Source organism: Luteibacter sp. SVR4-7G (genome assembly GCF_056755555.1).
Genome location: NZ_JBPGXO010000028.1, coordinates 31795 through 56380, shown reverse-complemented (window position 1 = coordinate 56380; position 24586 = coordinate 31795). Strand labels below are relative to the sequence as shown.

Sequence of the window (24586 nt, the reverse complement as noted above, 5' to 3'; positions counted from 1 at the left end):
CCTCTATGTCGCAGGTAGCCAGCCGGCGCTGGATCGTGCGCTTGCGCGCCGCGCGGGTCTCGTCGCCTTCCTTCGCCAGGAAGCCTCGCGCCCAACGGCGATGAAAGACACGCGCGCGGCGCTCGCTGCCGTACTCGGAGCGACGGCATGAGTCTCCGCGAACTTGCCGGGCGGACTCGGGAAATCGCCCGATTGCGCGAGTTGCAACGGCGCCGAGCCGCCTTTCATGCCTCGACGCAAGTGAGGGAGCGCGACGCAGCCCTTCAGAACGAAAGCCGGCAACTCCAGGCTGTAGCTGCCCTGGCGATGGAATGGTCGCGCGCCATCTCGGCATCGTCCTTCGATCCCGTGCAAGCCGGCGCCTGGTCGGTCGTCACCGGACACGCCGAGCATGAAGCGCAGCGCCTTTCGGCTATGGCGCTGGCCGCCGAAGACGCAGCCACCAGAGCCATCGATGCCTTTGTCGTGGCACAGACGCTGGCCGAACGCACCGATGGCGATGCGGTCGACGCGGAGACCGGCCTGCGCCGCCACCTCGAGGCGAAGCGCGAGGCGATGCTGGTCGAACTGAGACTGGCCCGGAGGCCTCTGGCATGAAAATCGACCGCGACCTGCCTGCGCAGGAAACACAGCTGGCATCGGCACCCCGCCTCAGGCTGAGCAGGGAAGCCACATTCGACCGCACGATGGAGCAGATGGAAGCCGCCATGTGGCAGGGAGGGAAAGTGGGTACCCAGCCGGCGGCGCGGCTGCCGCAGCGCCGACCGCCGACCGGGCAGGCCGTCTTGCTTCCGCCGGTGGCGCTGGGACAGCCGGTCGGAACGATCGCCATGGAAGCACCGGCATCATTCGCGCCATACATCGCACCCCAACCGACGGTCGTTGGGCAGGCCAATGCGGCTGCACCAACCCGTGTCGTCGCGATCGCGACGGAAGCGGCTACCGGCATGCTGCCTGCGACCGTCGCTGCGCCTTTACGAACGGCTTCCGGCGCTTCGCCGATCCTTGACGAGCCGCCGGTATCCCGCCGGGCCACGGCTGCGGATCGAAGCCAATCCATGGATGACCAGGCCGAGCATCGCGTCACGTGGGCCGAAGGTCCACACGGCCCGGAGCTCGTCATCCGCCAGTCCGAACGCGACGACGCGCGTACCGGGCTCGCGCGTGACGCACTTGCCCAGATCCGCCGTCACGGCCTCCTGCCGCGACGCATCACCGTCAACGGTGTCGTCACCGACGATCCCCATCGCCATGGAGAATGCGCATGAGCATCACCCCTCCCACTTCCGTCAGCGACCTGAGCGCGGGCCTCGCAGCCGGGGGCCTAGATACCGAGTCGCTGATGAAGATCATCCTGACCCAGCTGACCTACCAGGACCCCCTGAAGCCGGTGGATAACTTCGAGTTCGTCTCGCAGCTCGCGCAGTTCATGTCGCTTGAGCAGTCGCGCGAAACCGGAAGCAAGCTCGACAACCTGCTCGGTGTGCAGGCAGCGACGCAAAGCATGGGCTTGCTGGGTCGTACCGTGGACGTCCAGACCGATACGGCCCTGGTAAGCGGTACCGTGAAGAGCATTTCCTTCAAGGGCGACCAGCCCGAACTCACCATTACCTCGAGCACCGGCGAGGTGCTCACCAATGCGACCGTGTCCCAGGTCGTCCAGGTCCGCTAGGAGTATCGCCATGCTCGAAAGCATCTATGTCGGAATGAGCGGCCTCACGGCCTACGAAAAAGGCCTGCAAACCATCAGCAACAACGTGGCCAACATGAATTCGCCGGGCTTCAAGGCCACGGTGCCGAACTTTGCCGACCTCTACTTCAGTCCCGCGTTCGCGCAGGGAACGAATGGTCATGCGAACACCACGCGGTTCGGCACCGGTGTCGAATACGGCTATTCCGCGCTCAATTTCCAGCAGGGCGAACTGCGTGCCAGTTCGGGCCAGCTGGACCTGGCCATCCAGGGCGATGGCTTCCTCGCGGTCGTCGACGACACGGGTACGCACTACATCCGGACGGGGCAGTTCAAGACGGGCGACGACGGCTTCATTACCGACTCGGTCACCCACATGAAGCTCGCGGCCCTCGGAGCCGACGGGCAGCCTGCAGCCATCTCCACCGTCGGAAAGATGTCCAGTCCTCCGGAGGCCACCACGGCGGTGAAGTTCACCGACAACCTCTCGTCCAGTGCGACCAGCTTCTCTGTTCCGAACGTAGTGGTGTATGACGCATCCGGTGGCAAGCACACGCTCACCGTGGCGTTCAAACCGGATTCGGCTACGTTTCCGGGGCGCTGGGACGTGACCGTCACGGACGAGAACTCGACCACGGTGGCAGACGGTCCGCTCCAGTTCCTGGGTGGCATTCCGGAGCCGGGCATGGACTCGCTCGATGTCAGCCTGGCCGTGCAAGGGTCCGTGCCGCTCGATTTCAAACTCGATTTCTCTTCCGGGGTGACGAGCTTTTCGTCCGGCAGCACGTCCACCCTGCGCGTGAGCGACGTGGACGGCCACGCACAGGGCGATCTTGCCCAGCTCGCCGTGAACTCCGATGGCGTGCTCGTTGCCAGCTATTCGAATGGAAAGACGGCCGAACTCGGCACCGTCGCCATAGCGAAGTTCACGGACGAACAGGCCCTGCTGCAGATGGGTAATGGCTTGTTCGACGCGTCTCACACCACGCCTCCCGCATACGTGGGTAGCGGGGCAGGCGGGGCCGGTACGCTGATCTCCGGTCAGCTGGAAAGCTCCAACGTCGACCTGTCCACCGAATTCGGCCGGATGATCCTCATCCAGCGCGGTTTCCAGGCATCCTCGCAGATCATCAGCACCGCTAACGAGATGCTGGTCGAGCTGTTCCAGATGCGCGGGGGGCAGCAGTGAACGGGGCAGGCCGCTGGTGGCCGTTGTCCCGCAGCGATGTATCGCGCGCTTCGGCTGCGGTCGCCGCCGTGCTGGATGGCTGGGCCGCCGAATGGATCGCACAGCCGGTGGACATGCCGGTGGGCGCTGCGACGACGGCGGCAAGCGAAGGCGCACGCTGCTGGCATAGCAGCACCGCAGGCATCAGTCTGCGGCTGGGCGAACGCGGATGGAACCGCCTGGTCCGCCGCGCGCTGGATCTTCCGCAGGGCGTGGCGCTGCCCCTCGGCGGTGCCTCTTTCGACGTGGTCGACGCACTTTCCAAAGCCATGCTGGCCGACCTCATCGGGCGATTCAGCGAGGGGCTACGGATTCCCGATCTGGCCGAACGCCGGATTACGCCCCGTGATCGCTCGAGCGACACCGTCGAGCTCGCGATCGGCATCGACGACGGCGACGTGCTTCTGCACATGGCAGCCAGGGGACAATGGGTGAGGGACAGCTTCGGCCCCAGGCCTCTCTCCGCCACGGCTCCCGCCGCGGCACGCCGTGCCGCTTTCGAAGCAACCACGGTCGCGCTCGCGGCCATCGTCGGCTCTAGCGACATCAGCGCCCTCGAGTTTTCCGAACTCGCCATCGGCGATGTGCTGGTAACGGATACGGCGCTCGACCAGCCTATGCGCCTGGCCGTGCACGCGCCGGGAGCCGCCGCGTCACCCTTTGGCGAGGCGCGCCCGGTTCGCCGCGACGGTCGCGTCGCACTCGTTCTCGAATCCATTCATTGACACGGACACGCATCAGATGAACGCCGAAATCATGCACCTCGACCTGCCCGATCATAGCGGTGACGCCGAGCCCAGAGGTGGGAAGCGGGCCAACCTTGCTTTGCTCAACGATGTGAGGGTTAGCCTGGACATCCGCCTCGGCACGCGCGAGATCTCCGTACGCGATCTCATGGCGCTGGAAGCGGGTAGCCTCGTCGAACTGGAACGCGCCTTGCAGGACGACGTGGAGATTCTCCTCAACGGCCAGGTGGTCGCGCACGGCCAGATCGTGGCAGTGGACGACCGCTTCGGTGTGCGCGTCACGGCGATCCGACCCGAAGCGTGACGAACGTGGCGTTGTCGTTGATCGGCCCGGCCCTGTCGGGTGGTGCACCGTTGTCGGATGGCATTGACTATATCCGCGTCGTGCTCTCGCTGGTGCTTTGCCTCGCCCTGGGAGTTGGCATGGCCTTCCTGGCCCGGCGGGTGCAGCGTGTACGCGCTAATGTCGCCACTTCACGGCTCGTGCTGCTCGAAACGATTCGACTCGATGCCCGGACGTCCGTGCATGCGGTGCGCTATGGCTCGCAGCATGCGCTGATCGCAGCGCAAGCAGGCGGCGTGGCCATCTCATTGGTCGAGTCACCCGAAGAGGGTCCTTCCGCTCCCGGAAAGGAGGTGGGATGATGCGCCGTCTCCTGCGACCGACGATCCAGCTGGGGCTGGGGCTTGTATTGCTGGCTTCGTCGCTGTGCGTCGCGCACGCGGCTGGCCTGCCTGCTGCTAGCGCGTCTGCTCCGGTTTCGTCCCTGCAAGCGCTGAGCGGCGGACCGACGTCGGAAACGGTGCGCATGGCCACGTTGCTGACCCTGCTCAGCTTCGTGCCGGCGCTGGTGGTGTCCATGACGGCGTTCATACGCATCGTGATCGTGCTCTCGATGATCCGTCATGCGTTCGGCATGCCGGAGACGCCGCCGACGGCGGTCCTCATCAGCCTCGGGTTGTTCCTGACCGTGTTCGCCATGCTCCCGACCTTGCAGAAGGTAAACGACGAGGCACTTGCTCCTTACATGGCCGGCAACATGAACGCTATTGTCGCGGCGGAACATGCCAGCGGACCCCTACGTGACTTCATGCTCCGCCAGGTCCGCCAGGACGAGCTCAAGACGATGTACGAGATGTCGGGAAAGCCACTTCCGGCGACGCAGGAGGAGGTATCCCTCCTGCAGCTGACACCTGCCTTCATCCTCAATGAACTGCGCGTAGCCTTCCAGATCGGCTTCGTCGTGCTGCTACCGTTCCTGCTCATCGATCTGGTGGTCTCCAGCGTCCTCCTCTCGCTGGGCATGCTCATGGTGCCGCCGGCAACGATCTCGCTGCCGCTGAAGGTACTCATGTTCGTGCTCGTGGACGGCTGGAGCCTGATCCTGCAAGGCGTGCTCAGCAGCTTCAGATGACGGACGTGTCCGCCATGCCGGCCATGCCGGAAGAAGCACCGTCGGCGGCCGAGCCGCCGGCAGCGCTGGACGCGTTCTGGGCCGCCTTGCGTGAAGAGGGCTCGAGCGAGGCCCGGGAGGTGCTCTTCCTGCATTACGCACCTTACGCAAAGGCGATCGCTGCGCGCCTCTTCGAGGGGCGGCACCGTAAAGACGTCGAGTTCGACGATCTGGTGCAGCTGGCGAATATCGGACTTATCGAGGCGATCGGTCGCTTCGACCCGTCGCGCGACGTCCTTTTCACCACATTCTGCACGCCTCGGGTGCGCGGGGCCGTGCTGAGCGGGATCGAAAAGCTCAGCGAGGCACAAGAGCAGCTTTCGTTCGAACGCCGCCGGCGGGCCGAACGCGTCGAGTCCCTGCGTGGCGAGGCCACGGGAGCGAAGCGGCTCCAGGCACTGGGCGATCTGACCGCGGGACTTGCGATCGGCTTCATGCTTGAGGGGACGGGTATGTTCGCCCAAGCGGATGCGTCGGCGTGGCATTACGGGGAAAGCTACGAAACCGCGGGCTGGCTACAACTCGGTTCCCGCCTCCGCGACGCACTGGAACGCCTGACGGTCAACGAGCGAAAAGTCATCTCGTTCCACTATTTCGATGCGCTTGCCTTCGAACAGATCGCCTCGCTGCTGGGAGTGACCCGTGGCCGCGTGTCCCAACTTCATCGCACCGGATTGAACAAGATGCGCGCGGCGCTCCCACCCGACACTTCCATGCAGATCACTGGATAACCCCGATGACCGACGAAGCCCTCCTTCCCTGCGATCAACAGACCCTCGACCTGCTGGCGCGGTCTGTTGCCAACGATCCGGCGACCGAGGCGCTCGAACGCCTGGATGCGGCGATCGCCAGCCATCCGCGCGATGCACGGCTGCACCTGCTGCGCGGTGCGCTGTTTGCCAGCATGGATGCTCACGACAGCGCCCGCGCGGATTTGTCGCGTGCCACCCTGCTGTCGCCGTCGCTCGACGAGGCTCGCTTCATGCTCGGCCAGCTCGAGTACATGCAGGGCAACGTGGGGGAGGCACGTGCCATATGGAGCGCATTTCACAACCCGGGTGATGAAGCCTCTGCGGTGGCACACATGGGTGCAGCCATGCTGGATTCGTTCGATGGGAACCTGGACGCCGCGCGCCAGCAGTTGCTGGCCGCGCTTGAGCGTCAGCCGAGTGATGCGGTTCGCGAGCATGTTCAGCGGCTGCTCGGGCAGCTGGATATGGGGACGGATGCATCGGCAGAGGCCGAGGGTGGGGCCATGCCGCACTTTCTGCTATCGGACTATTTGTCGGGGCAGACGCGGCATTGAGTTACAGCGTGCTCAGTCATGACTCGAGCGTGGCTGATGCTTGGAGAAGCTATTCACTACGTTCGGCTGGGCCGCAGAGCAGGTTCCAAGAAATTGTGATCAGCCCTTCAGTTCGTTGGAGAAAGCTCGGCTACGGGCTCCGGCTTTTCGATGTCCTGCAGCAGCCGCGTCCGTCCAAAGAGGCCGATAAAGACGTAGTCCTCTGGCGCTCCCTCCTTAGCAAGAATTGTCTCATCCACGCCTGGGGTCTTGGCTTCCAGAATGATCTGGTCACGAAGGCTAAGGTATTCATTCCTCAGCACCACGGTAAAAACTTTTTCGTTGAAAGCGACGACATAACTTCCATCGTCCATCTCGCGGACCTCGAACTGAATCCTTTTCGCACCTACCTTTTTTAAGTGGTCTACGCTGCTCTCGATCTTATTTTCGTCCCAGGATGGGACTGCCCATGATCCATGTCGAAACAATACCGCAAAGAATTTTCCGTCTGAATAGTGCTTGACAGCGGCAATGGCAGCCTCGCGATCAAGGGGGTTCGCGATGGCTGAGGGAATAAGTTGATAGTTCAGGTCGCTAGCCCTTATTGTAGGGCGATGCGCCACCCATTATACGCTGCGCGACTCTTGCATTGTAATTGACCATAGCTGCGAAAAAGTCCGCAAACGATTCAAATCGATCTACTTCTTCGTTAGCAAACCAAAGGACGCCGCCGGGCAGATTTTTTGCGTCCGGAGAGAAATGTAAAAACACGTCAAGCTCTGCTTCGGAAGCACCGATAGGCACGAGCTCGCGCTCGTCAAAACCTTGCTCTTTAACAAACGTGGATAGTTCTTCCCGCTGCATCACTTTCTGAAAGCGACCATCCAGAAAGTCCTTTGTGCCGAACAGATCGACAGTGATCACAAATCCCTGCCACCCATCTGCGTACCGAAGGAATTCTTCGTATTCAGAGGAAAAGTTAAGTCCAACGGCCTTTTCAGCCGCAGCAATATCTCCGCGTGTCGCTGCAACGTTCGGAAGATGCCAGGGATACGCATTTAAGCGATCGTCCTCCGCAATCATTTGCTTCCAATAAACGATGCGAGCAATTTCCGCTTTCCAGTCAATCATCGCTCCGGCCCTTCAAATATAAATTCCGTTGGTTGATACCCAGCTGGATATCTCGTCGCCTGACCGCCAAGACTTTTGATCTCTGCGGTGGTCTCAATTCAACGTCACCGGAACAGCGCTGCCGAGCGCGCCACTGCCTCGAACAATAAAAAGCCCGCACTGGGCGGGCCTTAGGTACTAATCGATGCGAGCACTTCCAATGCGGGTGCCCATTGGGAGGCCTCTGGCCCTTTCGATAAGTTGTGTCGCTATGCTCCAATACACATCCATGTCCGAGCGTTCCAAATTTTCGACCGTATCTTTTCCACCAAGAAATAGTGGTTTTTTGTATCCAATACATTCCTCAATCTTGGGGACATCTCCGCCAATCGAAATCCAGTTCAAAAAGAAGCTTTCGGCCAAAGCTTCTTCGCGAAAGTCGACGAGTTCGCTTTCGTGAAAGCCATGGATATTGCACGGAATATCCAATGCCTGACCCGTGCCCGGTTCGAGCATGACGACACCGGGAAGCCCTTGCACCAACCTCCTGGCATCCAGCGCGAAGATCCGACCAAGCCAGTCGAAACCAAAGCAGGTGGCAACCTCCTTGAATGTCGGAAACGCATTGACCACTGATCTCGACCAACTAGCCGAAGCTTCGGCGCTCATGATGCGATATAAACCTTTATTGAACGAAAGGCCGCCGAACTGCGCCAACAATGCGCGCAGGTGAGGTTCCCCGTTTTCGGTTGGACAATCCGTGCGAATAGCCTCGCTCGAACTGTCCGCAGAAAACTTCTCTCTAAACCTTTCGTACACGTCAATCTCCAATCGTGACGCGATTAATTACAGTGCCCGGCGGGAGTCCCTTTATCTGCCACTGGATCTGCGCGCCCAAGCTTCTGTTTACACTGGAGTTGAGCGGCCACATATTTGAAACGTTGTCGGCGCCGCCCAACTGTAAATCAACTATATGGTCCACATCATACCCGGGCTGGACAAGTCCACCAGATTGACGATATCGGCTTGACGCTGATGTTCCGGAGCGATCGACCTGGGTTACGACAGTATCCGAGTCATTAAGTGTTTGGACCTTTGCGTCCGCTTCGGCGCGCTGTGCGTTAGTCCAACCATCCTTATACCTCAGCTGCAGATCTACGCCACCTGGTCCAGTCTCTACCGTGCTTGGAACGCGGGCGAGTTCGCTAAGTGTGCCAGATTGGCGAGTTATCAATCCACCCGCGGCGATTCCCAGGTCGGCGACGCGACCCACCCCGTCAAGGGCAGCAAACTTACCCACCTCGTTGCCCGCACCTTCCGCAATCTCGGACGCGCTGCTTCGGTCGAGCCAGTCGAGGAGGGACGATCCGGCGGAAGAGACGGCACCCTTGGCGAAATCGTATCCTTCGCTCAGGGCATTGGGGATATCGCTGACGATGCCGTCGATGGTCCCGCCTATGGCATCGCCGAAGGCGCGTGTCTGTGGGAACCCGTTCAGTTCTTCGCCGACGACGAAATTGCTCAGCTTCCCCAAGGCTGTCTGATCGTACTGGCCGAGCGAATACCGGGCAGCCTCCTCACCGATGAACTCCCCGATGGGGCGTAGACCTTCGTAGAACCCATTGGCGAGTCCCTTGCCGAACGAGGCCGATATCTCACCCTGGTGAGTGAAAGTATAGAAGGCCTTGTCTGCCATGCTCTGGCCGTCCGGCGCGGCCGTCGTATCCGGGTGCACGACGACGGGCGCCAGGGTCCCGAAATCGACGATGTCCGGATCGCGTGCGGGCTTCCGTTGGATGCTTGGCTCCGTCGTGAATTCGGAGTCCCCGGCCGCTTGCTTCCATTGGATGGTCGGTCCGCTACCCGACGGGAAACTAGTTCCCGACGTATCGAATTGTTGTGCGAGGGATGCGCGGGCCTGGCCCTGAGCGATCGTGCCGCCATCCTGGACCGCAAATTCGGTATCGATCGCGTAATCGTCGCTAAAGTCCAGAGAATCCAGCGGGATGGCGGGGCCCATCTGACGGCTTGCGTCCGAGCTCGGCAACTTGCCATCCCGTCAAGGTGGCCAGATTGCCCACCTCATTGCCGTCTTCCCTGCTAATGCGCCTCTACGATAAATGAATCGGGCGACGACCAGGCAATAGATTTGAATGGGCCGATATCTTCACCCTGCATCCGGTAGTACTGAAGAAGGTCCGAAGGCGCCCACCCCGGTCCCACTGAGAAGAGGGCTCCAAGCTGGATGAGCGCACGCGCCAGATGGCGGCGATCCTCATCGTTTCGGATTGGTCGCACGTAGCGTCCATCCTCCTCATGAAAGCCAAGCGCGCCCACGTCTTGCGGGCAAACATCCCACGTGACCTCCAGAGAGGCTTTGGCCCCTGCCAAGTCCCTGACGATCACTGCATTTTTGGGATACTTCATCGGACGTGCACCTTGAGAATAGACATGACGCGATCATTGTCGACTGTCGGAATGGGTGAAACTATCATTTCAGGGGAACCATCCGGAAGATGCAGGCCAGGGCCTCGAAAATATGAGTTTCCTTGAAGGGGACTTGCTGGACTTCTCTCGGTGATGCCGGCGACTCGACGCACAACGAAACCATCTTGGAGCGAGCCGCGCTCCAGTCCCATCCCACTTTCAATTTGGGAGGCTAAGTCACCAGAGATCGTCATTTCCGTTTGACCAGATGCGGGTTTGAGATATCTGCTAATCCCAGAAAAGTCGGTCAGATACGTCTCCTTTAGACCAATTGTCGGGAACTGGTTCCACGAAGTGGGACTGATGTTGTATCCCACGTTGTCCTTCAGCATTTGGAACTGCCTCTGCTGAGCTTGTGCAATCCTCTCTGCGTCTGTCAGTACGTCGACATCGGAAACATCGCTGAGTCCTTCGGCTGCGCGCGTGCCACGGGTGACTAGGCCTCCCGCAGCCGCCCCGAGGTCGATAATCTTTCCGACTCCATCCAGTGCGGCCAACTTACCAGCCTCAACACCCGCACCTTGCGCAATCTCGGCCGGGCTGCTCCGGTTGAGCCAATCGCCTAATGCGGCGCCCGCGCTAACTGCCACGCCCTTCGCAAATTCATATCCCTCACTGATCGCATTGCCGGGGTCGTCGATTATGCCGTGGTAAGTACCATTCACAGCATCAAGGAATCCGCGGGTCTGCGGGGCCCCATCGAGCTCCTCGCTGAGCACGAAATCTCCCAATCGACCGAGCGTGGTCTGGTTGTATTGACCCAACGAATACTTTGCCGCTTCCTGACCGATATAGGTCCCGACCGGTCGAAGGGCACTGTCGACGCCTTGCACGAAGCCCCCCCCGAACGCTCCCCACATCTCATCCTGGTGCGTGAAGGCATACTGAAGCTTGTCCGATGGATCAATCTGCGCCGCTACGGGGCTGAGCGTGCCGAAGTCCACAATATCCGGATCAAGTTCGGGTCGCCATTGAATCGTCGGTCCGGAGACAGAGCCCGGCTGCAATGCCGTGCCAGTCGACAGATCGCTGGACGCAACTCCCAGCCGCTGGTCATTTCTCGCAGTATCGACTGGTTGTTGTGCGAGGGACGCGCGGGCCTGGCCTTGAGCAATCAGTCCATCGGTCTGGACGGAAAATTCGGGATCGATCGCGTAATCGTCGCTAAAGTCCAGAGGATCCAGCGGGATGGCGGGGCCCATCTGACGGCTCGCGATCTCGTCGGAGATCGAGTTGCCGATGGTGCTTCCGACCACATCCTGCGTGATTCCCTGCCAACTCTGCGAGAGATTGCCCCGGACGGCCGCACTTGCCGTCCCGGCGGCCAGACCGGTGGTGACAAGTCCGGCATTGCCGCCCCATCCCTGCGTCTCGTGGCTTACACCATAGGACACGCTTGAAGATACCGCCGAGGCGGCGACATTACGCCAACTGAACGACTGCAATCCGAGAACTGAATCGGCCACTGAGGAAGCCGCGGCGCTCCCCGCGCCCCACGCCGCGGCAGCGCCGATCCCGCCGCTTCCGCTACTAACGGCTTGGGCCAGGGTCTTGCCGCCGACGCTAAAGGAGCTTCCGATGCCCGCGGTTGCTGCCCCGCCGATAGCTCCCATGGCCACGCCTTTCCAGTCGAGACCGTTCTGTGCCCCTCCTGCGATAAGTACGCCTTGGGCGGCAATGGCTCCCACCGCACCCGCAATGGCTCCAGTGCCGATGGCAACGCCCACTCCGAAGGAACCTGCGAGCGCCGCCGCGCCTGTCGCGGCGGTCGCTCCGGCCGCCGAAGCCGCTGCGCTCAGTAGACCCGCTGCCGCGCCGGCCGTGTAAATTGTCGCGACCACCGCCACTACGATCGCGACGATCTGAAGCAACCCGCCACAACCGCCTCCATGAGGCTTCGGCGGAGCCGGGGGCGGTGGCGGATCGGGCATGGTCGGCTGGGTGTTGCCGATGGCCTTACCGGGGTCGTACGGACGCACCGTGGTGCTGTTGTTGTGGATATTGGTGACCTTGTTCGGCACCGTCAGTACCGTGTTCGGTACCAGGGGCGAATCCAGGGTCAGGTTGTTGGCATCGGCCAGCATCCACCACAGGCTCGAATCACCCCAGATCGCCTGGGCGATGCTGGTGAGTGTGTCGTTGGCGTGCACGATGTAGCTGGTGGGCGCGGTGCCCGGATACGTGCTGTTGATTGGCTGGTAGTTTGCGTCGAAGTCCGCGAAGGCAACCGGCGTGAAGCGCTTGTGGCTGTCGTCCTTGTTGGCCGTCTGCTGCATATGCTCGGCCAGTTCGCGCGCGTAGTCGATGCGTTCGGGGCCATCGTTGCCCACATTGCCGATCTGGTTGCCGTCCATGTAGTAGTACGCATGCGAACGGTTTGCGTCGCCGTACTTCACATTTCCGTTGGTATCCAGTTGCACGTTGAGCAACTCGTCTCGCTGGAGCACGCGGCCCTCGGCGTCGAGTTGGTACTGGAATGCACGCTGACCCACCACGTCGATCGCCGAGACCAGGCGCCCTTCGGTGTCGTAGGTAAACTTCGAAAGGCCAGGCTTCCATTGCGGTCCGCCAGTGAAGCTGCCACCAACATGGATCTCGCTTTGCTTCTCGGAGTCGAACCACACGTAGTTGTACGTCGTGGTGGTTACTGCAGACTGGCCATACGTGTTCGTCTCCTTGACGGTACCGTCCGCAAGGCGACCCGTGGCCGTTCCGGTTTCATGGCCGATCGTGGCGGAAGCGACGTTATCGATATCCTTGGTCACGAGGCTGTCGGCGTCATACACGTGCGTGATGTCCTGCACGGTAGTTCCGCCGCTGCTCTCGACGTATTCCGTCACGCGACCGGCCAGGTCGTTGGTACGAATGGCCGTTCCCGTGACGGCGCCACTGGCATTCCTGATCGTGGTGACGGTAAGGTAACCGCCGGCATCGTAATCGTAGCGTTCGTTGTGATTATCGTAGGCGTAGGTGGCGCTCACCCGCTGGCCGAAGGCATCGTAGCCGATAAGGATGCCATCGCCGCCGCTCCCTGCTATCACGTGTGCCGTGGTATCCGTCTGGCTAGTGCCTCGCACGTTGCCGGCGAGCTGACCCATGGTGACCGTGAACCGGTTCATCATGTCGTACTCGTACCAGTAGTCCTGTACCTGATTGGCCTTGCCAAGCCCATCGGTGTACACGGACTTCATGTGAATGCGGTTGCCGACGGCGTCGTATTCGTAGTCGATGTTGTAGCGCGGATCCTGCACCTTCACGAGGCGGTTGAGCGCGTCGTAGGTGGACACGCTCTGCTGGAAAGCCCAGTTCGCGCCGCGATTGGTCAGGCTGTCGAACGTGACGTTGCCATTGTTGTCGTACTCGAAGGTTTCACGAATACCGGTGACGTCATCGGTGATCGTACGAAGCAGGCCGTTGTTGTAGTACGTGTAGGCACTGTTGCCCTGCTGCTTCAGAAGCCCGTTGAAGTAGTAGGTGAAGGTGTAGCTATGGCCGCCACCGTCGGTATGGCTCAGGGCCTGTCCGAACGAGTTGCTTACATCCACCAAGGTATGCACGACATGATCTTCGGCGTATGTAGAAGCCATGTTGTAAGGTAACGTGGTGGTCTGTACCCACCCGCCGAGGCCACCGGCCAATGAGGCATTCCAAACGGTGGTGTAGGTCGTGGTACGACCCGCGGCCGAGGTTACCGCACTGACGTTGCCTTCCACGTCGAAGGTCACCGTATCGGTCCCGAGCACGTTTGTGTGCGAGATGCGTCGGTCCAACTCGTCGTACGTGTAGGTATCGAATGGCCGCTGGCCATTGACCATCGGGCCGTCGGCCCGAACCAGGCGGTTGAGGGAGTCGTAGGTGTAGTCAGTGCGCCGAGCGCTGGTGGCGCCGAGCAGCCCAATACCAAGCGCGGTCGTGCGTACGCGTTCATTGCCCAGGGCGTCGTACTGGTGCGAGACAACGCCTCCATCCGCGTGGAACTCCATCTCCACCTTGTTCAACGCGTTGTTCCACGATTGCGTGGTAACGTGGTTGTTGGCGTCAATCACGGCCACCTGGCGGCCAATCCGGTCGTAGAGGTATTGCGTGGTCGGCCTGACGAGCGCTTGGTAGCCGTTAGCGTAGGTGACCGATACCGAGGCTTCGGTACGGGTGACCAGCTTGCCCAGGGTGTTGTAGGCCAGGTCGGTGGTATGGCCGTTGCCGTCGGTCTCGCTGACGATGTCGCCGAAGGCGTCCCACGACTGCTTGCGGTGAACTGTACGCTGGTTGTCGTTGATATGGTCGATGACCCAGTGTGCTTCCTTGTTGGTCGTCGAGTTCTTTGGGGTGAAGTAACCGTTGCTCCGCGACAGGCTCGTTGCCGGCGTTTCGTTCTGGGTCTCGGACAGCGTGGCGTAAACGTCGTAGTTGTAGGCGTAGGTCGTATTGGGATCGAGATCGAGGCTATCCCACACGTAGTGTCCGTTTGGATTCTTCTGGATCACTCGGCGCTGGATTTTCGACGGATCGGCGGCGATGTCCGTGCCGTCTGGCCAGAAGCGCAGCACCATGTACTGACCGCTGGCGATCGGCTGATTGGCCGGTGTGACAGGATTGAAATCCAGCGTGTACAGATTGCCGGACACGGTCACGCCAAAAGGAACTTGCACACGATTCGGGCCGACCCAGATGCTGCCGCCTGCTTGGTACGTCGTCGGCGGCTGCACGCGGCCGTCCGTCAAGGTGACGGTCATCGTCCAGTTGGTCAGCGAGCCGGACGCGTCAAGCATGGACTGCGGCATCGTCCAGGCCAGGCTGCCCGGCGTGGCGATGGTCAGGTTGCCGGTGCTGATCGGAGTCTTGCCTGGGCTCGTAAACACGATGTTCGCAGTCTGGGCGCCAGGCGGCAGGTTAGTGAGCGTAATGTTGTTATTCGCAGGCGCGGGATAAGACAGCGATATGAGCGCATCGTTGCCCTTGATCATCCGTCCGCTGAGCTGCTGCAACGGGTTGCCGGCCGCATCGAACAGGGTCACCACGACGTTGTAGTCGCCGTTCGCGATGCCGGCTAGCGACATAGCTCCTGTGCCGGGTGCGTATGGCGCCGAGGCAGGCGCGGTGAGGAATGCACCGGTGGACCCCCAAGGACGATACGAGAGCGTGGCGCGATATGCGCGCACGTTGGTGGACGTGAACATGTCCACGCCCACCAGGGCATCGGCCGTCATGATGAAGGTGCCGGCACCACTCACCTGCGTCGCGGGAGGTGCGCCCGAGCCCACCGAGCTCTGTCCACTCAGGGACGGCGGCGGACCCATGTTCAACAGGTACTTGTCGAGACGGTTGAGCCCCTGTCCATCCGTGCGTGCCGAGACGTAGATCACGTCGTAGTTCCCGGCGGGGAGGAAACCGAGGTCCACATAGGCCGGATTGCCGACGATCGGCGGGTTGGCGTACGGCAAACTCGTCCCGTTGGGACGGATGTAGATCTGGTCCGCCGCGCTGTGGGCAATGAACTGGCCACTATCGGCGGAGGAGAGCCGGAGCTTCGGAGAGCCAAGGCTCGGCGCGACATTCATGGACGCGTTGCCCACGCTCGCGAATCCGGAGCCCCCGGACACGATCGCCTGCGTATAACTGCCGGTGGCAACCGATGAGGTGGCGCTGCTGATCAGCTGCTCCGGGAAGCCGCGCGGGGTGACATATACGTCGACGGAATAGGAGATGCTGGCAACCCACTGGTTGGCGCTGGTGCCGCTGGGCACCCACGCACCACTCATGTTGATGGGGAAGCTCGTCAGGCTGTACGGAGGACCCGTGAAAACCCGCTCGATCGGACCGGACGTATTCGGGCGGATGACGACACGTAACTGGTAGGCGCCAAAAACCGCCGACAGGTCGGGTAGCGACAGGTCGAGAAGATAGCTGCTCGGGAAGGTCGTCCATCCACCGGAGTGCTCCAGGCGCGTAGAGCCCACGATCGAGCCTGCGGCATTGCCTCCCGGTGATACCGTGAGCGCATTCGTGGCATCGACTATCGGCACCTGCACGGGCCGGCCCACCGGCCCACCCACGTCCACGCTGATCTGCCCCGGCCCACCGCCCGGCACCTGCTGTGCCTGCAAGGCGAGATAGGCGGTGCTCAGGTCCATGGTGGGCTGGATGACGTCGACGACCTGGTCCTTGCCGTCGTAAACGGTCATCGTCCAGGCCAGGTTCTGGGTCTGGAAGATGGAATCCTTGTCGGTCAGCCCCGAGGCCAGCAGGACGTTGACCGCCATGAGATCGACCGTCTGCGATTCGATCTCGAAAGTGGCGTTACCGTTGCCGTCGTAAAGGTAGATCTTCGGCCGGCCCTGGTCGGCGTTGGTACGCAGCACGCGACCCGCCAGGTCGTACTCGGTCTGCTCCTGGTAGACGCCGCCGATGCCGCGCCCGGTCACCTCGCCGAATACGTTGTAGCGGGTGTTGCGGACCTGGCCGGACACCGAACCCACCGTCGTGGTTCGCGCGACCTCGCGGTTCATCGCGTCGTAGCTGATGGTCACCACCTGCTGCTGGGTGCCATTGATGCTGGTCAGCGGGCTGGTCATGCGGACCATGTTGCCCCAGGCATCGTAGGCCATCGTCGTGGTGACGCCGGCGGCATTGGTCTTGCTGACAAGATGACCCAGATCGTCATACCGGTAGGTGCTGACCTGGTCGGCGTTGGTCGGGCCACCGCTGCGGGTCTCCCTCACCACGTCGTTGTGCGCGTTATAAGCGTATGAGGTGGTCACCTGGACCACATGTCCTGCGTAGTCGGTGAATGCCGGCGAGGACTCGGTCAGCTCGCGGCCGGCGGCGTCGTAAGTGAAGGTGAATACGCTGCCGTTGGCGTCGGTCCTGCGCAGCAGGTTGCCGGCTGCGTCATACGCATAAGTGGTCACTGCATCGCCCACGGCCTGGCTGAGCCCGCCGTTGGCGTTGACCGCGCCATAGCTTACGCCCTTCACCGTCTGGGTAAGCACGCGGCCGTTGGCATCATAGGTGTAGACAGTCAGGCGGTCGCTCGCGCTGGTGGCCCAGGCGACTGCCGAAGGGTTCGTGATCGCAGCCGGATCGCCGGCATATTTCGTGGCGTAGCGCGTTTCGGTCAGCACGTTGCCGTCGGCATCGCGCGTCCACACCGTGGGATAACCGTCGCCATCGATGCTGAGGATGGCGTGGCCCAGGGCGTCGAACCAGGTCCGGGTCACATGGCCGGCGCCGTCGGTGTGGCTGACCAGCTGGCCGCTCGCGTCGTAGGTCCAGCTCTGGGTGATGCCGGTGGTCTGTTCGAACTTGGTGCTGACGTCCGCGTTCGCCTGCGCCTGGGCGATGACGACGTTCGGCTGGTACTGGCCGATCAGGCGGTTGGCCGCGTCGTAGGTGTAATCGGTCTCGCGGGCATAGGGCGGTGCCAGCGGCAGGGCCGGCGGGGTGAGGCCGCCGACATTGGTCACCGGCGAGAGGTAAGCGAGCGACTTGATCTTGTTGCCGGCCGCGTCGTAAACGGTCTGCACGTAGCCGCCATCGGGAGCGATCTGACCGACCTGGCGATTCGCCGCGTCGTAGTAATAATACGTGGTGGGCGTATGCGCTCCGGCGAGGGCGTCCGGCAGTGCGCCGCGGGCGACGGCAACCAGGTTGCCGCGCAGGTCGTAGCTGCGCTGCTCGATCACCACGCCCACGCCGTCGCCGGAGGTGCCGTCGTGGTTGATGTGACTGAGATCGCCGGTGTACGTGGCGATCAGCAGGTTACGGTCATCGTAGCGGTAAAGGGTGTCGCGCTCTTCCGCGGAGCCGGCACCCAGGCGGGCGAAAGTACGGTTGCCCCGTGCGTCGTATTCGTAGGTGTTGACCACCGCGATCGCCTGGCCGGCGCTGTTCGTCGTCGTGATTGGCAGCGTCTCGCTGAGCACGTGGCCCAGGGCGTCGTAGGTGTAGGTCGTCACGCCGCCGAGCTTGTTGGTCAGGCTCGCTCGGTTGCCGAAGATGTCGTAGGTGTACGACTCAACACCGCCCACGGCGTCCGTGGTCGACATGAGGCGGTTGAGGACGTCATAGGTCAGCGTGGTGGTGGCCAGGGTGCCGACACCGGCCGGCGGCACAAACGGGTCGATCGGAGAAGACACACCCGCATAGGCGTTGATCGTCACCGTGTTGCCGAAGATATCGCGTACCGTCTGCGTGTAGTGCCCGGCTGGATCGACCTGGCCGACCACGCGGCCCATCGCGTCGTAATAGAAATAACCCACGCCACCGCGGGCATCGACCACCTTCACCGCGTCACCGAAGGCGTCGTAAGTGGTGGTGACCGTGGCATAGCTCGGCTGGCCGGTGGTCAGGGCGCCGTATGGCGAGCGGGTCGACACCACGCGCCCGGCCGCATCGTAATCCGTGAACGTAGTGAAGAACGAGCGCAGTCGCGCGATGTCCGCATCGGTCAGGTTTGCCCCGGCCTTGCCGTTGCCGGCAGTGTCGACCACACCCAGCTGCTTACGCAGGGCGAGGACCTGGGCCGTGTTGTTGGCGCGATCGGCCAGGGCTACGCCGCGCGGATCGATCGTCTGGATGCGCCGGCCGTCCGCGTCGTAGACGTACTGCGTGGTGCTGCCCGCGCGCGTCTCGGTGAGCAGGTCGCCATCTCCGTCGTACGTGCGCACGATGGTGACCGCATCGGTTGTGCCGTCGGCGTCGGTCTCGGTGACCGCAAGGCCGAATGCATCCAGGCCGTAGCGCGTGACCGCGCCGCTGGCATCGGTACGCGAGGTGAGGTGGCCGGCCTTGTCGTATCCCATCAGGGTACGAGTGAAGGCGACGCCGCTGACCAGCGCAGCGAGAGTCGCCGGCGTGGCGCCATCATTGACCATGACCGCCGCGGCGTAGCGGCGCTGTTCGATGATGTTGCCCAAGGCGTCATAGGCGTACGCCGTAACGTAACCCGCCGCGTCAACGGTATACACGGTGCGGCCGACCGAGTCGAGGACGTTGCGCGTAACGTGGCTGCCTGCGCCATGCGCCTGCGCCCAGCCTTGCAGGTCAGCGAGGCTCGCCGTGGCGCCGGTATAGGTTGCGGCAAATACCGTGGTGGACGTGACCAGACCCAGGGCGTTGTAGGCATAGGCCGTGACGCGGCCCGCGGTGTCAACGACGTATGCGCTGCGGCCGGCGGCGTCGAAGACGTTGCGGCTGACGTGGCTGCCCGCGGCATGCGCTTGCGTCCAGCCTTGCAGGTCAGCGAGGCTGGCCGTGGTGCCGGTATAGGCGGCGGCATACACCGTTGTGGACGTGACCAGTCCTGAGGCGTCGTAGGTGTAGGCTGTGACGCGGCCAGCCGCGTCGACAATATATGCACTACGACCGGCAGCGTCGAGAACGTTGCGGGTAACCCGGTTGCCCGTACCGTGAGCCTGCGCCCAGGTTTGCAGGTCGGTCAGGCTGGCCGTGCTGCCGGTATAGGCCGTGGCATATGCCGTGGTCGACGTGACCAGGCCCGACGCATCGTATGTAGTCGCCTTGACACCGCCCGCGGGATCGATTGCGTAGACCTGTCGACCTGCTGAGTCGTACACGTAACGCGTGGCGCGCTCGGGAACGTTAGTTACAGCCTGCGCGACAGAGGGGACTACGAAGGACCAGGGGAGATCGATCGGCTGAGCGTACGTGCCGCTGCGGACCACGTGGCCATCGCGGTCATAGGTTAGTTCGGTGACGAACCCGTCAGGCTGCTGAGTGAAGCGAAGTCGCTTGTCTTCATCGTAGGCGTAGCGGGTAACGTGGTCTCCTATAGAGGTCTGCACCCTTTGCGATACGTCGAACTCAGTTGGCGCCTGATTCGCATAGATCGATGGATCGATTAACGTCGCGTAAGCCGTCCGCTTCACGACGACGTTGCCCATAATGTCGTACTCTATATGTACGACCGCACCACGAGGGTCGATCGTGTAAACAACCCGCCCGCTATTGTCATAAACCGTACGTGAGATATTTCCTGCTGGATCGCGCAGGGCGATGACGTTGCCAGCGCCGTCGTATGTGTAGGTCGTGCTGAGCTTTAAGCCGTCAGGATCGACCACAGTCGATGCCAGACGGCCGGCGCCGTCGTAAATGTACTGAGTCACCCTTGCCGGAGCCGAGGCATCGCCTTCCGTCTTGCGTACCACATGCCCCGACGCATCGTAAACGAAGGTCGTGGTGAGGCCGAGGCCACCTTCATCGACCACCATCGATACGACGTTGTTTTCCAGGTCGTAATGGTTGGTCACCTTGCGACCGGCAGGATCCGTCGTGGTTAACGCATTGCCGTGCGCGTCGTAGGTGTAGCTTGTCGTGAGCTTTAAGCCGTCAGGATCAGCCGTCCGGGTGAGCACGCGGCCGATGGCATCGTAGGTGTACGCTACAGCATGACCCGCGGCATCGGTGGTCCGAAGGGCATGTCCGACCTTGTCGTATTCGGTCGTTGAGGTGCCTGCCGTGTCCGTGGTGGAAAGCAGGTTCCCTTCGCTGTCGTACGTGTAATGAGTGGTGTTACCTTCGCCGTCGGTCACTGAAATGGTCTGGCCGTTCGCGTCGAGTACCCGTGTGGTGACGATGCCTCCGGTCGTGGTAATACGAATGCCGCCTTCATGCAGATACTCATAGCTCGTCGAGTACCCAGTAAGGTCTGTACTCGTCAGCACGCGGCCAAGAGCATCATAGGTGTATGACAAATGGAGGTAGCTTCCAATAGAAGCGGACGCTAGATTGCCGTCCCTGTCATAGGTCCACGATCGCGATATCCACGCAGGATCCATCGAAGTCCGAAGATGACCAAATGCATCGTACTGGTAGGTGGTCGTGAGCTGTAGACCGTCAGCGTCGACCATGATGCTAGACGTATGGCCAAGTCGATCGAACGTGGAAACCGTACGGGTTGTTCGCGTAGTATCGATCTGGGAAAGCGTCTCTGTTGTGTCGCCGAATGCGTCATACGTGTAACGGATGAAATGACCTAGCGGGCTGTCGACTTCGGCCAACCGGCCGGTTGCCGTATAGCTCATCCTGGTGACGCTGGCATCGTCGCCATCGACCGAAGCCAGCATTGTTTGCGTTGACGCGTCGAAGGAACCGCCAGTCAGAAGCGCCGTCACTCCAGCGGCAAGGCGCCGGCCGTAAGCCGTGGTACGCACGAGATTGCCGAAGCTGTCGTAATCGCGCAGGCTCGCCTCGCCAAGCGCGTTGACCTGCGCTTTGAGTCTTCCGTCGGCGTCGTAGAAGAAGACAGTCCGGCCTCCATTGGCGTCGGTCACACTGATTTGACGACCCGCGGCATCATATGCAAAGTGTGTGGCCCACGCCGACCAGACCGATTCCGTTTGCGCAGGCGAAGGGGAAATGCCCAACGCGTCAAGCGCGTCCACGCCGCGCCCATCAAGCCGAGCGATGACATGACCCTCGAGGTCATAGCGATACATCGCGGTGTGGTCAGGGCCGCGCTCTTCGATGACCTGCCCCATGGAGTCATAAAGATAATGAGTACTGCCGTCCTGGCGATCCGCCGCCCTCGTAGTGGTCTGCAGCAGCCGCCCGGCGGGGTCGTAGCTATAGGTAGTGATGTCTGTAGGTGTCGTGCTATGCCCATTCAGCAAGGTCTGAGAATCCACTAGGAATGAGATCGAGCCTTGATCGGACGTTGATGGTGGGATGGATTTACCGCTTAAAGAGACGTTGGACACCTCCAAGGGAACTCCGTCGTCGGCGGCAAACGAAATCACATGGTCTGCGAACGGCGACACGGCGATTGACATGAATCCCCAGGTCTGAGTACTCGGCAAGTACACAAGCTGCGATCCCGCCGAGACGCCGTCTACGTAAACCGTTACGTGGCTCTGCCCGCTGCCGCCAAGGATTGTCACTTGAAAGCTGATAGTACTAGTCAGCGCTACCCTCGCCCCTTGGCTGCGCGAAGCAACGTTCCCAAAGGCATCATAGGTATAGGTGGTGAGGTTGCCTTCACCTTCGACCTCGCTTGTCAGCAGCCCACGGTCGTCGTAGGTGTAAAATGCGTGTATATCTGCCGAGGCAGGGGCTGCCGATAGGCGAAGCGCTTCTAGATCCTTGTCTCGTTCATAGCTTGCAACCGGCGTCGAATATTTGATGGTTTCGACAAGCTGGCCGGCGGCGTTATACCGCGATTCGGAAAGATTGTTTTCCGCATCCAGCTTGGCGATCTGCAAGCCGTCCCTGTCATAGAAGTAGCGAGTGCTACGATCCGTGAACGGACTGGCCACGGTGGTGGCATCGGCCAGGCTCGGCATAGTGCCCAACGTCGACATGTCCAGCCGGTTGGTCCGAGCGATCGTCTGTACCAGCCGTCCGCTGGCGTCGTAGATGTTGTCGATCACTCCACCTTCGGCGTCCACGGTTTTAACGAGACGGCCACTGGTGTCGTAAAGATATAAGGTGCGGCGGTCCGCGGTAGTGAGCGGCAGATTGATCGCGCCGTTATGGCTCAACTGATTACGCGTGGCATCGTCCGCCGCTTTGGCATAGATGATCGTCGATGTCAGGCGATCGAGGTCATCGTATATGTAAGCGGTAACTTTGCCGGTCGGGTCGATTTCCGTCGTTTTACGTCCCCGTGTGTCGTACCCGTACGTATGAACGCCGCCGCTGGGGTCCGTCATCGACACGAGGCGGCCCACGGCATCGTAGGCGTAGGTAGTCTTGGCTACTGTCCCCGCACCGCCACTGTCCACCAGCGAGATCAACCTGTCCTCGCTGTCGTAGGCGGAGGTGCGTACCAATCCGTTGGCGAAACGCTGCACCATCGTTCGAAGCGACTGGCTGTACTGGTAGAGCGTCACGGCGCCGTCGCTGGCCGTCGTGCTGGTGCGCCGGCCAAGGCCATCGTAGGTGTCGCTTTCCACGCGGATCGATGCGCCAGTGCCCGCGTAGCGCTGGATCAGGCGGCCATGGGCATCATAGATATACCGGGTTTGCAGGAGGTCCCCGGTGAGCGAGCCCGTTCCGTCGGCGTTGGTCGTACCGTAGGTGGTTACGAGACTGACCTGCCCGCGGAAGTCGTATTGAAAATCGGTGCGCTGCGACGCAGACAGATCGATGGTCGTGAGCCAGCTCGTGAGCATGGCCTCCGTTTCCACCGCTTGCGGCGCCGCGTCTACTGGGTACTTCGCCTTGGAGTACACGATCTTCGATGTTTGCTGGCCTTCGGCGTTGTACCGGTACTCGGTGACGCGACCCTCGGCTGTGACCGTGAAGCGCAGGTGCTGCTCCGCGTCGTAGGCGTAGTGGACAAGGCTCTGCGTGGTTTTCGTGCCCGCGCTGATAACGGGCGAGTTTGTCGCGTCCATCGTGACAGCTGCGGTGTATCGCCACTCGCTGAGCAGCTCGTCGTGTGCCCCGTAGGTGCGACCGACCACGTTGCCGGCAGAATCGACGGTACGGGTAAGGTTGCCGTCCGCGTCGTACGCATAAACGGTGACCAGGCCCATGGCATCCACTGAGCGGATGACGTGGCCTGCCGTGTCGTAGTCGTAATGGCTGTGCGCGACCCCGCCCTTGATCAGGTCGGTGAGTCGGCCCTGGCCGTCGGTGGCGTACGTATAGGATTCGAGGGTATTGCCATCGGAATCCGTTATCGACGCACCGGAGCCGTAGACGCTCATTATCCACTCGGCGCCAAGCGGCGTATTTTCCTGAACGAGACCGCCATGGAAACTCAGCGTGTCGCCGTCCGGGTGGGCGATCGACGAAAGTGTGTTGCCGTCGTAGCCGTACGAGGTGACGTAAACGTTGCCGTCCGCGACGCTGCTGTCCTCAGGGCTGAGGTCCACGGTAACCGAGGTCAGCCGCCCGGCGCTGTCGTAGCCGTAACGCGTTCCCGTCGCCGTCACCAGCGTGCCATCCGCATTGGTATAGGTGGACGTGAGGGAAACCAGGCGGTTCGATGCGTCATAGTCCAGCCTGACGCTTTCGTTACCCGCCGTGGTCACCTTCGCCAGCAGTCCCGCTGCGTTGTAGGTGTAGGTGGTGGCGTTGCCGTCTACGTCGCTCCGGGTGACCAGCCGCCCGCTCGTGGTGGCTTCGTAGGTTTCCAGGACATGCGAACCATCGTCGTGCAAGGTCCAATGCGCGCCGTCGCCGGTGATCGTCTGCCTGGCGGCCCCGGGAGCGGCCGACACATAGGCCGAACGGCTGGCGTCCCAGGTGTAGACGATGGCCGAGCCGTCCCAGTCCGTGCGCGTGACTGTGCTGCCGGCGGTGTTCAGGGTGCCGGTCAGGCCAGCGACGGTCGGCGTGGCGCCCTCGCGCCACTTTCCGTCAAGGGTGTTATAGGAGCGGAAGATCGCGGCGCCCAGGCCCGTGCCCAGGAGCATTTCGTCCTGGTCGCGGATGATCACGTTGCCGTTGGCGGCATTCACATAGACCGATTCGCCGGTCTTGCCCTCGGAGGGGTTCCCGATGAGGCCCTTGTCTCCCAAGGTCTGTAGCGACGAATTGCCCAGCCCCAGACCACTTCCAGTGACGATGCCGACCATGAAACCTTCCCCTTGCCGATAATGGAGCGCCCCCTGGAGTCAG

The 24586-nt window shown here is 61.8% G+C and carries 17 protein-coding genes; 11 read left to right on the top strand and 6 right to left on the bottom strand.

Annotation, left to right across the window (positions count from 1 at the left end; genetic code table 11):
• From ACR9ZH_RS12100 to ACR9ZH_RS12050, 11 genes are all read left to right on the top strand, one after another.
• The coding region (locus tag ACR9ZH_RS12100; protein WP_481290999.1) for a hypothetical protein at nt 1–151 on the top strand (151 nt) is incomplete at its 5' end.
• A 41-nt stretch (nt 152–192) separates the two neighbouring features.
• Nucleotides 193–597: a hypothetical protein gene (locus ACR9ZH_RS12095; RefSeq protein WP_481290995.1), complete on the top strand. Its 405-nt coding sequence runs from the start codon at nt 193–195 to the stop codon at nt 595–597.
• Complete coding sequence (locus tag ACR9ZH_RS12090; RefSeq protein ID WP_481290994.1) at nt 594–1268, top strand: hypothetical protein; 675 nt, start codon at nt 594–596, stop codon at nt 1266–1268. Before ACR9ZH_RS12095 ends, ACR9ZH_RS12090 begins: the two co-directional genes overlap by 4 nt.
• The gene (locus ACR9ZH_RS12085) at nt 1265–1672 is read left to right on the top strand and encodes a flagellar hook assembly protein FlgD (RefSeq protein WP_481290993.1); all 408 of its coding nucleotides are present in this window, start codon (nt 1265–1267) and stop codon (nt 1670–1672) included. Before ACR9ZH_RS12090 ends, ACR9ZH_RS12085 begins: the two co-directional genes overlap by 4 nt.
• Before the next feature lie 10 nt (nt 1673–1682).
• Entirely contained in the window at nt 1683–2879 is a 1197-nt protein-coding gene (locus ACR9ZH_RS12080; protein ID WP_481290992.1) for a flagellar hook protein FlgE, read from the top strand.
• A 23-nt stretch (nt 2880–2902) separates the two neighbouring features.
• Nucleotides 2903–3643: a FliM/FliN family flagellar motor switch protein gene (locus ACR9ZH_RS12075; RefSeq protein WP_481290991.1), complete on the top strand. Its 741-nt coding sequence runs from the start codon at nt 2903–2905 to the stop codon at nt 3641–3643.
• Between the two features lie 16 nt (nt 3644–3659).
• Nucleotides 3660–3968, top strand: coding sequence for a flagellar motor switch protein FliN (gene fliN, locus ACR9ZH_RS12070; protein ID WP_481290990.1), 309 nt, complete (start codon nt 3660–3662; stop codon nt 3966–3968).
• Nucleotides 3965–4309 (top strand): hypothetical protein, encoded by a 345-nt coding sequence (locus tag ACR9ZH_RS12065; protein ID WP_481290989.1) that lies wholly within the window; start codon nt 3965–3967, stop codon nt 4307–4309. Before fliN ends, ACR9ZH_RS12065 begins: the two co-directional genes overlap by 4 nt.
• Nucleotides 4306–5079 carry a flagellar type III secretion system pore protein FliP gene (gene fliP / locus ACR9ZH_RS12060; RefSeq protein WP_481290988.1) on the top strand — a complete coding sequence of 258 codons (774 nt, stop codon included), beginning with the start codon at nt 4306–4308 and terminating at the stop codon, nt 5077–5079. Before ACR9ZH_RS12065 ends, fliP begins: the two co-directional genes overlap by 4 nt.
• Nucleotides 5076–5849, top strand: coding sequence for a sigma-70 family RNA polymerase sigma factor (locus ACR9ZH_RS12055; protein WP_481290987.1), 774 nt, complete (start codon nt 5076–5078; stop codon nt 5847–5849). The genes fliP and ACR9ZH_RS12055 overlap by 4 nt, the downstream gene beginning before the upstream one ends.
• Nucleotides 5850–5854: 5 nt before the next feature.
• Complete coding sequence (locus ACR9ZH_RS12050) at nt 5855–6424, top strand: tetratricopeptide repeat protein (RefSeq protein WP_481290986.1); 570 nt, start codon at nt 5855–5857, stop codon at nt 6422–6424.
• A 107-nt stretch (nt 6425–6531) separates the two neighbouring features.
• Here the strand turns inward: ACR9ZH_RS12050 and ACR9ZH_RS12045 are convergent, their stop codons facing one another.
• The 6 genes from ACR9ZH_RS12045 to ACR9ZH_RS12020 form a co-directional block, all read right to left on the bottom strand.
• Nucleotides 6532–7026 carry a hypothetical protein gene (locus ACR9ZH_RS12045; RefSeq protein WP_481290985.1) on the bottom strand — a complete coding sequence of 165 codons (495 nt, stop codon included), beginning with the start codon at nt 7024–7026 and terminating at the stop codon, nt 6532–6534.
• Complete coding sequence (locus ACR9ZH_RS12040; RefSeq protein ID WP_481290984.1) at nt 6998–7534, bottom strand: SMI1/KNR4 family protein; 537 nt, start codon at nt 7532–7534, stop codon at nt 6998–7000. The genes ACR9ZH_RS12045 and ACR9ZH_RS12040 overlap by 29 nt, the downstream gene beginning before the upstream one ends.
• A gap of 177 nt (nt 7535–7711) precedes the next feature.
• Entirely contained in the window at nt 7712–8332 is a 621-nt protein-coding gene (locus ACR9ZH_RS12035; protein ID WP_481290983.1) for a T6SS immunity protein Tdi1 domain-containing protein, read from the bottom strand.
• 1 nt (nt 8333) lies between these two features.
• Nucleotides 8334–9533, bottom strand: a complete 1200-nt coding sequence (locus ACR9ZH_RS12030) for an HNH endonuclease signature motif containing protein (RefSeq protein WP_481290982.1) — start codon at nt 9531–9533, stop codon at nt 8334–8336.
• An 80-nt stretch (nt 9534–9613) separates the two neighbouring features.
• On the bottom strand, nt 9614–9940 hold the full coding sequence (locus ACR9ZH_RS12025) for a hypothetical protein (protein ID WP_481290981.1): 327 nt from the start codon (nt 9938–9940) through the stop codon (nt 9614–9616).
• Nucleotides 9937–24543, bottom strand: coding sequence for a hypothetical protein (locus tag ACR9ZH_RS12020; RefSeq protein ID WP_481290980.1), 14607 nt, complete (start codon nt 24541–24543; stop codon nt 9937–9939). Before ACR9ZH_RS12020 ends, ACR9ZH_RS12025 begins: the two co-directional genes overlap by 4 nt.
• Nucleotides 24544–24586: the final 43 nt, after the last annotated feature.